The sequence below is a fragment of the Actinoallomurus rhizosphaericola genome (genome assembly GCF_024055675.1).
GTDB lineage: Bacteria > Actinomycetota > Actinomycetes > Streptosporangiales > Streptosporangiaceae > Actinoallomurus > Actinoallomurus soli.
Map to the genome: position 1 here is coordinate 172,978 of NZ_JAMXMW010000003.1, position 15,028 is coordinate 188,005.

General features: G+C 70.8%; 11 protein-coding genes. 5 read left to right on the forward strand and 6 right to left on the reverse strand.

Translation table 11 applies throughout. From position 1 onward, the window contains the following. Positions 1 to 39: 39 nt before the first annotated feature. Positions 40 to 633 carry a helix-turn-helix domain-containing protein gene (locus NE234_RS08500; protein ID WP_252778332.1) on the forward strand — a complete coding sequence of 198 codons (594 nt, stop codon included), beginning with the start codon at positions 40 to 42 and terminating at the stop codon, positions 631 to 633. Here NE234_RS08500 and NE234_RS08505 read toward each other — a convergent pair. Beyond that, entirely contained in the window at positions 630 to 1,508 is an 879-nt protein-coding gene (locus NE234_RS08505) for an NAD(P)H-binding protein (RefSeq protein WP_252778333.1), read from the reverse strand. The two genes, NE234_RS08500 and NE234_RS08505, sit on opposite strands and share 4 nt — an antisense overlap. A gap of 130 nt (positions 1,509 to 1,638) precedes the next feature. Here NE234_RS08505 and NE234_RS08510 point away from each other — a divergent pair, with 130 nt between their 5' ends. The 4 genes from NE234_RS08510 to NE234_RS08525 all read left to right on the forward strand — a co-directional run bounded on the left by NE234_RS08510 (position 1,639) and on the right by NE234_RS08525 (position 10,185). Further along, positions 1,639 to 2,562 (forward strand): LysR family transcriptional regulator, encoded by a 924-nt coding sequence (locus NE234_RS08510; protein WP_252778334.1) that lies wholly within the window; start codon positions 1,639 to 1,641, stop codon positions 2,560 to 2,562. 289 nt (positions 2,563 to 2,851) lie between these two features. Continuing rightward, positions 2,852 to 3,442, forward strand: coding sequence for a GNAT family N-acetyltransferase (locus NE234_RS08515; RefSeq protein WP_252778335.1), 591 nt, complete (start codon positions 2,852 to 2,854; stop codon positions 3,440 to 3,442). Between the two features lie 174 nt (positions 3,443 to 3,616). Continuing rightward, positions 3,617 to 6,745, forward strand: coding sequence for a TIM-barrel domain-containing protein (locus tag NE234_RS08520; protein WP_252778336.1), 3,129 nt, complete (start codon positions 3,617 to 3,619; stop codon positions 6,743 to 6,745). A 242-nt stretch (positions 6,746 to 6,987) separates the two neighbouring features. Further along, positions 6,988 to 10,185, forward strand: a complete 3,198-nt coding sequence (locus NE234_RS08525) for a TIM-barrel domain-containing protein (RefSeq protein WP_252778337.1) — start codon at positions 6,988 to 6,990, stop codon at positions 10,183 to 10,185. 97 nt (positions 10,186 to 10,282) lie between these two features. Here the strand turns inward: NE234_RS08525 and NE234_RS08530 are convergent, their stop codons facing one another. From NE234_RS08530 to NE234_RS08550, 5 genes are all read right to left on the reverse strand, one after another. Continuing rightward, positions 10,283 to 11,245 carry an ABC transporter substrate-binding protein gene (locus NE234_RS08530; protein WP_252778338.1) on the reverse strand — a complete coding sequence of 321 codons (963 nt, stop codon included), beginning with the start codon at positions 11,243 to 11,245 and terminating at the stop codon, positions 10,283 to 10,285. A gap of 13 nt (positions 11,246 to 11,258) precedes the next feature. Further along, positions 11,259 to 12,281 (reverse strand): ABC transporter permease, encoded by a 1,023-nt coding sequence (locus tag NE234_RS08535; RefSeq protein ID WP_252778339.1) that lies wholly within the window; start codon positions 12,279 to 12,281, stop codon positions 11,259 to 11,261. Next, a complete protein-coding gene (locus NE234_RS08540) occupies positions 12,278 to 13,033 on the reverse strand; it encodes an ATP-binding cassette domain-containing protein (protein WP_252778340.1) in 756 nt (251 codons plus the stop codon). The genes NE234_RS08535 and NE234_RS08540 overlap by 4 nt, the downstream gene beginning before the upstream one ends. A gap of 19 nt (positions 13,034 to 13,052) precedes the next feature. Then, positions 13,053 to 14,054, reverse strand: coding sequence for a LacI family DNA-binding transcriptional regulator (locus NE234_RS08545; RefSeq protein ID WP_252778341.1), 1,002 nt, complete (start codon positions 14,052 to 14,054; stop codon positions 13,053 to 13,055). A 172-nt stretch (positions 14,055 to 14,226) separates the two neighbouring features. After that, positions 14,227 to 14,994, reverse strand: coding sequence for an SGNH/GDSL hydrolase family protein (locus NE234_RS08550; protein WP_252778342.1), 768 nt, complete (start codon positions 14,992 to 14,994; stop codon positions 14,227 to 14,229). Positions 14,995 to 15,028: the final 34 nt, after the last annotated feature.

Genomic DNA, 15,028 nt, shown 5'->3' on the forward strand with positions numbered 1-15,028 from the left:
GAATCGCAAACGTTGTTGCGGTTCTGGCAAACTGGTGGCATGGACGACGACCTCGATCAGGCACTCGGGGCGGTCGGGCCCCGGCTACGCGCGCTGCGGCGCCAGCGGGAGACCACGCTCGCGGAGCTGTCGGCGGCGACCGGCATCTCGGTGAGCACCCTGTCCCGGCTGGAGTCCGGGGCCCGCCGGCCGACCCTGGAGCTGCTGCTCCCGCTCGCCAGGGCCCACGGCGTGACACTCGACGAGCTCGTCGACGCTCCGCCCACCGGCGACCCGCGCATCCACCTGCGGCCGATCGAGCGCCACGGCATGACGCTGCTGCCGCTGACCCGCCGGGCCGGCGGCATCCAGGCGTACAAGACCGTCATCCCGGCGGGCAGCAGCCGCCGGGAGCCCGAGCTGCGGACCCACGAGGGCTATGACTGGGTGTACGTCCTCAACGGACGGCTGCGGATCGTCCTCGGCGACCAGGACCTGGTGCTCTCCCCCGGCGAGGCGGCCGAGTTCGACACGCGGGTGCCGCACTGGTTCGGCGCCGCCGACGCCGAGGCGGTCGAGTTCCTCAGCCTCTTCGGCCGGCAGGGCGAACGCGCCCACCTCCGCGCCCGTTCGAAGGGTGGGGGCTCCGCCTAGCCGGCAACGGCGGGCCTGAGCACCTCCTCGCACCACTGGCGGAAGCCGGTCGGAGTCGTGGATCGCGGCGTACGCGGCTGCGCGCGGTACAGACCCTCGTCGACCGCGGCGGCCATGTCGACGAGACCCTGCGCCCAGACCTCGCTCACCCCGTTCCGTACGAGAGTGGCCTTGTACGCCTCACCGGAGACCTGCTGGAAGCGGATCGGCCGCCCCAGCACCTCCGACATGATCCGCGTCATGTCGTTCGGCGACAGATCCTCGGGTCCGAGGATCGGCACGCCGTCCTGCCCGCTCCAGGAGTGATCGAGTAGCAGCTCGGCCGCGACGGCGGCGATGTCGCGGGTGGCGCACGTCGGGTTCTTCCGGTCCGGGGACAGCGTGAGGAAGAAGGCGCCCTGGTTCCTGAGCGCGCCGACCTGCTGCAGCGTGTTCTCCATGAAGCCGGGCATCTGCAGGGCCCGGTAGTTCACGCCGGTGCTCTCGATCAGCTCGTCCATGGTGAGTGACGCGGAGATCTGCCCGGCGTTCCGGGCGATGCCGCGGCCCAGGGTCGAGACGCCGACGACCCGCTGTACCTCCCGGCTCTCAATGGCCTCGCAGAACGGGCGGGTGAAGCCGAGAACGTGTCCTTCGACGCTGTCGGCCCGGGGGTCGGGAGGCACGAGCCAGAAGACGGAGTCGGCGCCGTCCAGGGCCTCGGCGAGGACGTCGAGGCGGTTGTGCGAACCCGCCACGACCTCGACCCGTTCGCGCACTCGGGGAGAGAGGCGGGAGGGGTCGCGCGCGATCACACGCACCGGCTCTCCGCTCGCCAGGACGCGGTCGAGGACCTGCCGGCCGATCCGGCCGGTGGGCGTGGTGATGACGATCATTGACTCTCCAAGGGAAGCGCGATCACATGGGCGCCCGCGTCAGGCGGTGCGCGGGACGGCACTGGGCAGTCAATCCGGCCGCGGCGGGAACCTGAAGGACCGATCCGATTCGGATTGATACCCTGGCGATATGAATGACCTGGAGTCGCGCGAGCTCCGGTACTTCGTCGCGGTCGCCGAAGAGCTGCACTTCGGGCGCGCCGCCCAGCGGTTGGGCATGGCGCAGCCCCCGCTCTCCCGGGCGATCCGCGAGCTGGAACGCCGGCTGGGCGTACGGCTGCTCGAGCGCACCACCCGTCAGGTGAGACTCACGGCGGCCGGGGAGGTCCTCCTGCGGGATGCCCGCACCGCGCTCGACGCGATCGGCGCCGCCGGCCGGCGGGCCCGCAACGCCGGGCGGTCCGCCCCGGTGCTGCGGCTCGCGCTGAAGGCGGACAACGACGCGGGGCTGCTGCCACGGATCCTGTCCGTGTACGAGCGCGACAGCGCGGCGATCGACGTCGAACTGGTGCTCGGCGGCCGGGGCGAGCAGGCGCCGGCGCTGCGCGACGGGCGGGCCGACGTCGCGCTGCTCGTCAGCCCCTTCGACGACCGCGGACTGGACGTCGAGCCGCTGCTGACCGAACCCCGCCTGGTCGCTCTGGCCGCGAGCGACCCCCTCGCGGCCCGGCCGTCTTTGCGGCTGGCCGACCTGGCCGGCCGGAGCCTCCCGGACGGCACCCTCGCCGGGGAGGGCGGGTCGCCGCGCTCGCGAGTTCACACCGGTGAGAGCGCTTCTGCGCGGCCACGGACGGCACCGCGCGAGCTCACGGCCGGAACCCGGCAGCCGCTCTCGGACATCACCCAGATCTTCCGGCTGGTAGAGCTGGGGCGCATGGTCTGCTTCCTTCCGGCCTGGGTGACGCGGCGTTACCCGCTGCCCGGAATCGCCTACCGGCCGGTCGCGGACCTGGAACCGGCCACACTCGCCGTCGCCTGGCCCCAAGATGCGAACTCCCCGGCGGTCGCCGCCTTCGTCCGCGCCGCCACCTCGGTGATGCATCCCGTCGGTTGATCCCCGGCGTGCTCGCAGTGGCCGGAGACGACGTCGCGGTCGAACCGGCGACCGATGGCCACCCACGTGGCATCCGTACGCACACTTAAGGTTGATCTCGACAACCTGCAAGCAGCGGCCGTTGACTCCGGACGAATCCACGAAGCTCATCGCCGCCGTCGCCGAGGAGTAGCCCACCCATGGCCATCCACGAGGATGAATCGAAGCCGCCCTCATGGCGTAAGAGCCTCCGCAGCGGCGACGCGAGCAATTGCGGCGAGGTCACCGTCGTCGAGTCGGCCGGCCGGTGATGCGGACGCTGACGACCGAGCGGCTCGTTCTGCCGCCCTGGGATGACCGGTTCGAGGAGGATCTGTGCCGGTTGAGCGCTGATCCGCGGATCGCCCGGTACCTCGGGGACGGGCGGCCGTGGGATCGTGCGCGCGCCCTGGCGCGACACCGGGAGATTCTGGCGCACTGGGGCGAGCACGGCTTCGGCTGGCGCGGCATCCTTCTTCGCGACGGGGGTGACGAGCGGACCCTCGGAGTGGCGGCGCTGAACCGTCTCCGCCGGGACGTGCCGGGGATCGAGGAGCCCGTCATCGAGATCGGCTGGTGGGTCGATCCGCGCTACTGGGGAATGGGGCTCGCCACCGAGGCCGCGGCCGCGCTCCGCGACGAGGCGTTCACCGACCACGGCGCCGAGCGGCTCGTCGCGCTGTACCAGCCCGCGAACCACGCCTCCGGCAACGTCATGCGCAAGATCGGCATGCTACGCCACGGCGACATCACCGGCCCGTACGGCGAGGCCATGCGCGTCTACGTCCTCGACCGCTCCGACTGGGCCGCCGCGCGCGCTGTTCCTGACCGCGCCGCTTACCGTACGACTGACGAAGTATGACCGTTTTATACCGTCTCTTGACCTTTATGATCGTTCGCCACCATAGTCCCTGAGGTGAGCCTCCTCCCACATCGACGTGATGTCGAGTTTCGCCTGCCTCGTACGCATTGGCGTGCGGGGCCACGATCGAAGCTGATCAGAGCCGGTCTCGCGCTGGCCGGCGTCGCGGGCCTCGTGGTCGCCGCTTCCTCCCCGGCGACCGCGTCCGCTCCCGGGCAGCAGGCCGGCCGACACGCGGTCGAGTCGGGTAACGCCCGGTTCGAGGTCCTGTCCCCCACGCTGATCCGGATGGAGTACGCCGGCGACGGCGCCTTCACCGACGCGGCCACGTTCAACGCCGTGGGACGTGACGGCTTCGGGCGGACGCAGTTCACCAAGAAGGTGGAAGACGGCTGGCTGACCATCGACACCGGGCCCGTGAAGCTGTCGTACAAGGTCGGCTCCGGCCCGTTCACCGCGGACAACGTCTCCGTGCGGCTGCGGTCCGGCGACCAGAAGGTGATCGCGCACCCGACCTTCCCCGGAGCGGCCACCTGCGTCGCCGGGACCCTCTGTGAGGGCGAGGGGGCCCTGCTCCAGGGCGGCGTCTCCGTCGCCCGGGACCACACGGGATTCACCGGCACCGGGTTCGCCGCCGGGTTCGAGAGCGTGGGCGGGTCGCTCGCCTACACGCTCGACGTGCCGAAGGACGGCGACTACGATCTGCGCCTGCGCTACGCCAACAACCAGGGCGGCGACGGAAAGATCACGACCCGTACGCTGAGCGCCGCCATCGACGGCGGAACGCCCGCGACGCTGACGATGCCGACGACCGCGAACTGGGACACCTGGGCGTTCACCTCCGTCCCTGGCCTGCACCTGACCGCCGGCCGGCACACGCTCGTGATCTCCCGTGCCGCGAACGACTCGGGCCAGGTGAACATCGACAGCCTGGCGCTGACGGCGCCCGGCGCGCCGTACCCGACGACGGTACCTCCGGCCGCCTGCGACTACGGCACCGTGTGCGAGGCCGAGGCCGGCACGCTCGCCGGCGGCGCGAAGCTCGCCGCCGACCACAACGGCCACTCCGGTGACGGGTTCGTCGCCGGACTGGAGCGTGCGGGTCCGTCCGACACCGTCACGGTGCGGAACGTCCCCGCCGACGGCACCTACTCCCTGCAGGTCCGGTACGCGAACGGCGGCGGAACGCAGCGGACGATCTCGACGGCCGTCAACGGCGGGACCGCCTCGACGGCGAATCTCGCGCCGACGGCCGACTGGGACAGCTGGTCGACGGCCGTCATCCCGGTGACCCTGACCAAGGGCGAGGACACCATCACGCTCGGCTGCCCGACGGCGGACAGCTGCCACGTCAACCTCGACACCGTCGCCGTCGCCCCGGCCTCCTCAAAGGTGCTGCCGGCGCACAGCCCCCTCGGCGGGTACCGGCGCAGCCTCGACGGCGTCAACGGCAGCGCGCTCACCACACCGGGTCTGCTGTACCGCGACGGGTGGTACCTGCTCGACGACACGCCCTCGGCCGTCTTCGACCCGGACACCCGGACCGTCCACGCGCGGCCCGGTCACGACGGCAAGCCCTACCAGGACGGCTACCTCTTCGGATACGGCCAGGACTACAAGCAGGGCCTGTCGGACCTGAAGACGCTGACCGGCCCGTCGATGCTCCTGCCCCGGTGGGCGTACGGCATCTGGTTCTCCGAGTACTACGACTTCACCGCCGCCGAGTACGAGAACGACCTGCTGCCGAAGTTCCGGTCGGAGGGCGTTCCCTTGGACGTCCTGGTCACCGACACGGACTTCAAGGCGCCGACCGCCTGGAACGGCTGGGAGTTCAACGACCAGAAGTTCCCCGACCCGGCGGCGTTCTTCGCCTGGGAGCACGCGCAGGGCCTGCACGGCGGCCTGAACATCCACCCGAGCATCGCGAGCGGCGACCCGGCCTACGCGCAGGCGCAGGCCACGGCCAAGAACAAGCTGGCCACCTCCAACTGCCAGGCGCCTTCCGGACAGACCTGCCACACGTTCGACTGGGGCGACCCGGACCAGCTCGCGGCCTACTTCGACCTGCACAAGAGCGCCGAGCAGCAGGGCGTCGACCTGTGGTGGCTGGACTGGTGCTGTGAGAACTCCCAGTCCTCGCTGCCAGGCGTGACGCCGGACGCGTGGATCAACCAGCAGTACGCCGACGACACCGCCAAGCGCGTCGGGCGCGGGTTCGCCTTCTCCCGGGCGTACGGCTCCCTGCAGGCGGCGGGCTACAGCGGTCAGGCGCCGGTGCCGACCGGCCCCTGGGCGGACAAGCGCACCACGCTCCACTTCACCGGGGACACCACCTCGAGCTGGGACACCCTGAAGTACGAGGTCGGCTACACGCCGGGCGAGTCCGCAGCCACGGGACTGTCGCCGGTCAGCCACGACATCGGCGGGCACAACGGTGGAGCCGAGCTCGCGGACGACCTGTACGTCCGGTGGGTGCAGATGGCGGCGTTCCAGCCGATCCTGCGACTGCACAGCAACCACGGCGCCCGGCTTCCCTGGCAGTACGGCGACCAGGCCCGCGTCGCGGCCGACAAGTTCCTCAACCTCCGCGAGAACCTCGTGCCCTACACCTACACGCTGGCCAAGGAGGCGACCGACACCGGCGTGCCCGTCGTCCGGGCCACCTACCTGGAGTACCCGGACCAGCAGGGCGCCTACGACGCGGCGGGACGGGAGTACTTCTACGGCTCCGACGTGCTCGTGGCCCCGGCCACTTCACCCGGCACCACGGCGACGACGTCGGTGTGGTTCCCGCCGGGGCAGTGGACCGACTACTTCACCGGCAAGACCTACACCGGCCCCTCGACCCAGAACGTCAGCACCGACTGGAACGCGATGCCGGTGTTCATCAAGGCCGGCGGGATCCTGCCGACGCGGACCGACAACGTGTCGAACGACGAGCAGAACCCGCTGACCAAGGTCACGGTGAACGTCGCCGGCGGCACCGACAGCGTGTTCCGCCTCTACGAGGACGACGGTCACTCCACCGACCCGAACGCCTCGGCCACCACCACCATCCGCTACACCGAACACGGCGGTGACCACAGCCTGCGGATGGCACCGCCCCAGGGCAGGTTCTCCGGTCAGGTGACGAAGCGGCAGTGGACGGTCGTCTTCTACGCCGCGACCAAGCCGACGACCGTCCAGGTCGACGGTGAGGCGGCCCCCCAGGGCAGCTGGACCTACGACGACGGCAAGGGAACCCTGACGGTCACCCTCCCCGCCCGGAAGACCGGCGCCGGAACGACGGTCGACTACCGCTGATCCGACTGAGTCGATCATTGGCGCCCGCCGCCTTCCCCGAGGCGGCGGGCGCCGGTGTTCCGCGCCGTCACCGCCCTTCGGGGAAGAACCCCGTTCTCTCGGGATAGTGGGCACCATCGGAGGATGGGCATGCGCGAGTGACCGATTTAGACCAGCTATTGACGAGTCTGATCATTTGACCCCATAGTCCACAGGTGAGCCTCCTCCCCCATCTGCGTCACGGCAGAGTGCGCCCTCGGCGCATGCATCGGCGCACCGGATCCGGATCCAGGGCGATCCGAGCCGGTCTCGCGCTGGCCGGCGTGGCCGGCCTGGTAGTCGCCACCTCCTCCCCCGCGACCGCGTCTCCTCCCGGGCAGCGGGCCGACAAGCACGCGGTCCAGTCGGGCGACGCTCGCTTCGAGGTCCTGTCCCCCACGCTGATCCGGATGGAGTACGCCGGCGACGGCGCCTTCACCGACGCCGCCACGTTCAACGCCGTGGGACGGGACGGCTTCGGGCGGACGCAGTTCACCAAGAAGGTGGAAGACGGCTGGCTGACCATCGACACCGGGCCGGTGAAGCTGCGGTACAAGGTCGGTTCCGGCCCGTTCACCGCGGACAACGTCTCCGTGCAGGTGCGCGCCGCCGATCAGAAGGTGATCGCGCACCCGACCTTCCCCGGAGCCGCCACCTGTGCCACCGACACCCTCTGCGAGGCGGAGCGGGGCCTGCTCCAAGGGGTGAGCGTCGCCTCGGACCACACCGGGTTCACCGGCACCGGGTTCGCCGCCGGGTTCGAGAGCACCGGCGGATCGCTCGCCTACACACTCGACGTGCCGAAGGACGGCACCTATGACCTGCGCCTGCGCTACGCCAACAGTCAAGGCGGCGACGGAAAGACCACGACCCGTACGCTGAGCGCCGCCATCGACGGCGGAACGCCCGCGACGCTGACGATGCCGACGACCGCGAACTGGGACACCTGGGCGTTCACCTCCGTCCCTGGCCTGCACCTGACCGCCGGCCGGCACACGCTCCTGATCTCCCGGACCGCGAACGACTCGGGCGACGTGAACATCGACAGCCTGGCGCTGACGGCGCCCGGCGCGCCGTACCCGACGACGGCGCCATCGACCGCCTGCGACTACGGCACCGTGTGCGAGGCCGAGGCCGGCGCGCTCGCCGGCGGCGCGAAGCTCGCCGCCGACCACAACGGCCACTCCGGTGACGGGTTCGTCGCCGGACTGGAGCGTGCGGGCGCGTCCGACACCGTCACGGTGCGGAACGTCCCCGCCAACGGCTCGTACGGGCTGCAGGTCCGCTACTCGAACGGCGGCGGAACAGCGCGAACGATCTCGACCGCGGTGAACGGCGGGACGGCCACGACGGCGAATCTCGCGCCGACGGCCGACTGGGACAGCTGGTCGACGGCCGTCATCCCGGTGACCCTGGCCAAGGGCACCGACACGATCGCGCTCGGCTGCCCGACGGCGGACAGCTGCCACGTCAACCTCGACACCGTCGCCGTCGCCCCGGCCTCCTCAAAGGTGCTGCCGGCGCACAGCCCCCTCGGCGGGTACCGGCGCGGCCTCGACGGCGTGAACGGCAGCGCGGTCACCACTCCGGGCCTGCTTTACCGCGACGGGTGGTACCTGCTCGACGACACGCCCTCGGCGATCTTCGACCCGGAGACCCGCACGGTCCACGCGCGGCCCGGTCACGACGGCAAGCCCTACCAGGACGGCTACCTCTTCGGATACGGCCAGGACTACAAGCAGGGCCTGTCGGACCTGAAGACGCTGACCGGCCCGTCGGAGCTGCTGCCCCGGTGGGCGTACGGCATCTGGTTCTCCGAGTACTACGACTTCACCGCCGCCGACTACCAGAACAGTCTCCTGCCGAAGTTCCGGTCGGAGGGCGTCCCGCTGGACGTCCTGGTCACCGACACGGACTACAAGGCGCCCGCCACCTGGGACGGCTGGCAGATCGACACGAACAAGTTCCCGGACCCGGCGGCGTTCTTCGCCTGGGAGCACGCGCAGGGCCTGCACAGCGCGCTGAACATCCACCCGAGCATCGCGAGCGGCGACCCGCAATACGCGCAGGCGCAGGCCACGGCCAAGGGCAAGCTGGCCGTCTCCGGCTGCGGAGCGCCGTCGGGGCAGACCTGCAACGTGTTCGACTGGGGCGACCCGGACCAGCTCTCGGCCTACTTCGGCCTGCACAAGAAGATGGAGCAGCAGGGCAACGACCTGTGGTGGCTGGACTGGTGCTGTGACGGCTCCCAGTCCTCGCTGGCCGGCGTCACGCCCGACGCGTGGATCAACCAGCAGTACGCCGACGACACCGCCAAGCGCGTCGGGCGCGGGTTCGCCTTCTCCCGGGCGTACAGCTCCCTGCAGGCCTCGGGTTACAGCGGTCAGGCGCCGGTGCCGACCGGTCCGTGGGCGGACAAGCGGACGACGGTGCACTTCACCGGGGACACCGCATCGAGCTGGGACACCCTGAAGTTCGAGGTCGGCTACACGCCGGGCGAGTCCGCAGCCACGGGACTGTCGGCGGTCAGCCACGACATCGGCGGGTTCAACGGCCCGTCCCATCTCGCCGACGACCTGTACGTGCGCTGGGTGCAGATGGCGGCGTTCCAGCCGATCCTGCGGCTGCACAGCAACCACAGTGACCGGCTGCCGTGGCAGTACGGCGACCAGGCCCGTACGGCGGCGGAGAAGTTCCTGAACCTCCGCGAGAACCTGGTCCCCTACACCTACACGCTGGCCAAGGAGGCCGCTGACACCGGCGTGCCCGTCGTCCGGGCCACCTACCTGGAGTACCCGGACGAGCAGGGCGCCTATGACGCTTCTGCCCGGGAGTACTTCTACGGCTCCGACGTGCTCGTGGCCCCGGCCACCTCGTCCGGCACCACGGCGACGACGTCGGTGTGGTTCCCGCCGGGGCAGTGGACCGACTACTTCACCGGCAAGACCTACACCGGCCCCTCGACCCAGAACGTCACGACGGACTGGAACGCGATGCCGGTGTTCATCAAGGCCGGCGGGATTCTCCCGACGCGGACCGACAACGTGTCGAACGACGAGCAGAACCCGCTGACCAAGGTCACGGTGAACGTCGCCGGCGGCACCGACAGCGTGTTCCGCCTCTACGAGGACGACGGTCACTCCACCGACCCGAACGCCTCGGCCACCACCACCATCCGCTACACCGAACACGGCGGTGACCACAGCCTGCGGATGGCACCGCCCCAGGGCAGGTTCTCCGGTCAGGTGACGAAGCGGCAGTGGACGGTCGTCTTCTACGCCGCGACCAAGCCGACGACCGTCCAGGTCGACGGTGAGGCGGCCCCCCAGGGCAGCTGGACCTACGACGACGGCAAGGGAACCCTGACGGTCACCCTCCCCGCCCGGAAGACCGGCGCCGGAACGACGGTCGACTACCGCTGATCCGACTGAGTCGATCATTGGCGCCCGCCGCCTTCCCCGAGGCGGCGGGCGCCCGTGCTTTCCGCCGGAGACCTGGTCCGCGAGGACCGGGCCTCGGTCAGCAGTTCTGCTTGTAGAGGTACTTGGCGATGTCGGGCTGGTCCACGTTGTCCTTGGTGACCGCCACGAGCTGCGTCTTGATCTGCTTGGTCACCGGCTTCCCGTTCAGGGCGGCGACGGCCTGGTCGATGCCCTGACGGCCGATGTCCAGCGGCTCCTGGCTGATCAGCGCCTGGATGGTGCCGGCGCGCAGGTCCTCGACCTGCTTCGGGCTGGCGTCGAACTCGATCAGCTTGACGGCGCCGGTCTTCTTGGCCTGCTTGAGCGCGGCTCCGGCGCCCTCACCGGTGACGAGGTTGGAGGCGAAGATCCCGGCCAGGTCCGGGTTCTTCGACAGCTCGCCGTTCATGATCTCGGTGGCCTTGCCCGCGTCGTCGCCGGGGTACTGCTCCGAGACGAGCCTGATGTTCGGATGCTTGGCGATCTCCTCCTTGAAGCCGGTGACCCGGTCGTCGGTCGTCGCGATGCCCTTCTTGGGGGCCAGCACGACGACCTTGCCCTTGTCGCCGATCTGCCCGGCCAGCGTCCGGGCGGCGAGCTGCCCGCCGAGCCGGTTGTCCGAGGAGATCCGCGACAGGCCGAGCGACGGGTCGGACAGGTCGGTGTCCACGAAGATCACCTTGCTGCCGTTTCCGGTGAGCTGGCGGACCGGGCCGGCCATCGCGTCCTTGTCGACGGGCGCGATCAGCACGGCCTTGGGCCGGGAGGCGGCGACGGAGGTGACGACCTGCGTCTGCTGGGCGACGTCCCACTGCGCGGGCGCCTGAACGCTGAGCTGGACGCCCTGCTTGGCCGCCTCGGCCTTCGCTCCGCAGTACATGGAGATGTAGAACGGCTCGTTCGCGATGCCCTGGATCAGGGTGATCTTCTTGGGTCCGCTCGAGCCGCCGGACGAGGAGTCCGAGCACGCCCCGGTCACGGCGAGCGCGAGCACCGATGCCACGACGATGTACCTGTTCACCACGTGCCTCCCTCTATTCGCGTTCTCGCGCCCGACGGCGCAACTGGTCGAAGTAGACGGCGACGACCAGGACGGCTCCGACCGCCACGTCGAGCCAGAACCGCTGCGCCCCGAGGATGATGAGACCGTTGCGCAGGACGCCGGGGATCAGCACGCCGATCACCGTCCCGCCGATGCCGCCGACGCCGCCGAACAGGCTGGCCCCGCCGATGACGACCGCGGCGATCGCGCCGAGGTTGTCGGAGGTGTGGCTGGCGATCGTCGTGGTGCTGTAGTGCGCCAGGGACAGCACCCCGGCGACCCCGGACAGCAGGCCCGACAGCGCGTACACCTTGATCAGGTGCCGGTCGACCTTGATGCCGACCCGCCGCGACGCCTCGGCGTTGGAGCCGATGGCGTAGGTGTGCCGGCCGAACCGCGACAGTGCGAGCAGCAGCCCGAACAGCACCGCGATCAGGCCCGCGATGACGACCAGCCACGGCACTCCCGCGACGAGCCCGAACCCGATCACGTTGGACAGCTTCGCCGGGATCCGGTTGACGTCGCTTCCGTTGGTGATGACCTGCGCGAGGCCGAGCGACACGCCCAGCGTGCCGAGCGTCGCGATCAGCGAGGGGATCTTCGCCTTGGCGACCAGGAGGCCGTTGACGATCCCCCACCCGAGGCCGCAGCCGACGCCCGCGAGCGCGCCGAGGAGGATCCCGCCCCAGCCCGCCGTCGTTCCGCCCAGGGCCACCATCGTCTTGGCCGCCACGACGCCCGAGAACACCAGGATCGAGCCGACCGACAGGTCGATCCCGGCGGTCACGATGACGTACGTCATGCCGACCGCGAGCACGAGCAGGATCGCCGACTCGGTCAGGACGTTGCGGATGTTGAACGTCGTGGCGAACTCCGCCGGCCTGAGCACCGCGAAGGACAGGAACAGCACCACCAGGACGGCCAGCGTCCACAGCGTGTTGTTCCGCAGCAGCGCCGCGCCCCGCCCTCTGCCCCCGTCCGCCGTGTCGTCGTACGACTCCGTTATGGAGCTCATGCCGCGTCCTCCTGGTCCAGGCCGCCGGTCATGGCGGAGACGAGTTCCTCGACGGTGGTGTCGGCGGCGGTGAGACGGGCGACGCGGCGGCCGAGTCGCAGAACCTCGATCCGGTCGGCGACGGCCAGGACCTCCGGCATGTTGTGGCTGATCAGGATGACCGTGACGCCCCGGTCGCGGACCCGGCGGATCAGGTCGAGGACCTGTTCGCGCTGGACGACGCCGAGGGCCGCCGTCGGCTCGTCCATGAACACCACCTTCGACGCCCAGGCGACGGCCCGCGCGACCGCGACGCACTGGCGCTGGCCGCCGGACAGCTGCCGGACGGGGGCGGACATGTCCGGCAGCCGGATGCCGAGTTCGTCGAAGGCCTCGGCGGCCCGCCGGCGCATCGCGCCGCGGTCGAGCAGGCGCAGCGGCGGAAAGCGGGTGATCTCCCGGCCGAGGAAGAGGTTCGCGGCCGCGTCGAGGTCGTGGGCGAGCGCGAGATCCTGGTACACCGTCTCGATGCCGCGCCGCTGCGCGTCCACGGGACCGGCGAACTCCACGGGCCGGCCGTCGAGGAGAATCTCGCCGGCGTCCGGTCGCAGCGCGCCGGACAGCGTCTTGACCAGGGTGCTCTTTCCGGCACCGTTGTCGCCGATCAGGGCGACGACCTCGCCGGGATGGGCGGTGAAGGCGGCCCCGCGCAGGGCCTGGACGTGGCCGAAGCGCTTGGTGACGCCCCGTGCCTCCAGTAGCGGATCTGTCAACGGTGCACCTTCCCTTGGGTCAGATCGGCGGCGACTCCCCCGAGCCACGGACGATGAGGCGGGTCGGCAGCAGCACGCGCTGCGGCGGCAGGTCCTCGCCGTCCATGCGACGGCACAGCAGTTCGGCGGCGCGGCGGCCCATCTCGGCCGGGTAGTGCGCCACGACGGTGACGGGTGTGGCCAGCATGTCGGCCAGTTCGAAGTCGTCGAAGCCGACGAGGGCGGTCGTCCTGCCGGCCGCCTGGATGGCGCGCAGCGCGCCGATGGTCAGGCGGTTGTTGCCGGCGAACACGGCCGTGGGCGGGTCACCGAGGGCCAGCAGCTCGGCCGTCGCGGCCTCCGCCCCCGCGACGTCGTGCGGGCCGAGGTGGACGAGTGACTCGTCGACCGGGATGCCGTGGGCCTGGAGCGCCTCGTCGTAGCCCCGGCGGCGCTCGCGTGCGGTGAAGATGCCGGGCAGGTCGGCGAGGCAGGCGATGCGGCGGTGCCCGTGCGCGATGAGGTGCTCGACGGCGGACCGGGCTCCGCCGACGTTGTCGATCAGGACGACGTCGGCCCGGATGGCCTCCTCGGGCGGGCGGTCCATGAAGACCGCCGCGGTGCCCATGTTCAGCTCGGGAATCAGGTAGCGGTGGTCGGCGGCGGAGGGCACCACGAGGAGCCCGTCGACGCGGCGCTCGCACAGGGAGCGGATGAGGTGCCGCTCGCGGGCCGGGTCCTCGTCGGAACAGCCGGAGATGACGAACAGGTCGTGGAGGCGCGCGACCTCCTCCACGCCGCGCGCGATCTGCGAGTAGAAGGGATTGGCGACGTCCTTGATCACCAGGCCGAGGCTGCGGGTGCGCTTTCCGCCGCGCAGGGCGCGCGCGATGTCGTTGCGCCGGAACCCCAGCGCCGAGATGGCCTCGTTGACCTTCTCCGCCGTGTCCGGGCGGACGCCCACCTCGCCGTTGACGACGCGGGAGACGGTCTTGAGACTCACCCCGGCGTGCCGCGCGACGTCCCGCATGGTCGGACGCATGCGCCCCCTTCGATCCAGGCTCGGTCCACTGAGACGACAACGTTGTCATCTCATTCCCCGTAACGCGCGTCAAGAGTAACGCCCGTTAAAGGCCACGGGTGGCCGGAACGAGGCCTGCGGCCGAAGGCACCGATGACCCGACGAGATCATCCGCCGATGGTCGCCGGACGGCTCAGAAGGGCAGCAGGTCCGGCCGCTTGGCGGCGATCCGGTCGCCCGACGACTCGCCCCGCAGCCGCCGCTGGATCCAGGGCAGGAAGTACGTGCGCGCCCACCGCAGGTCGGCCTTGCGGGAGGTCAGCCAGTCGGCGGACGGCGCGGGCGGCCACGGGTCGCGCCAGTCGCCCGTCACGGGCACGCCCAGCGCCTCACAGGCGGCGAGCCCGACCCGGCGGTGCCCCTCCGGGGACAGGTGCAGCCGGTCCTCGGCCCACGCCCGGGGGTCGAGGAGCTGCCGCATCGACCACAGGTCGACGAGACGGCAGTCGTGCCGGTCCGCGATGGCCCGCAGGTGCAGGTTGAACATCGCGGCCCTGCCGCGGATCCGGCGCAGGACCGGTACGTCACGTGTGTCGAACCCGGTGAAGATCAGCACGTCGGCGCCGGTGGCGCGCAGGCTCCGTACGGCGTCGTTGAACACCACGGCGAGCGCGTCCGGGTCGGCCCCGGGGCGGAGCAGGTCGTTGCCTCCGCCCGCGAACGTGATCAGGTCGGGCCGCAGTTCGACCGCGCGGGGCACCTGCTCGTCGACGATCTGCCGGAGCAGCCTGCCGCGCACGGCGAGGTTGGCATAGCGAAGGCCCGGCCCGGCGGCGGCCAGGTGCTCGGCGAGCCGGTCGGCCCAGCCGCGGTATCCCGCGGCCGGGGCCGGGTCTTCCAGACCCTCCGTGAAACTGTCGCCGATGGCGACATAGGAGGTGTACGTCGAGGTTTCAGTCACGTCCGACCATGATGCAACACGCGGTCATCGGGCC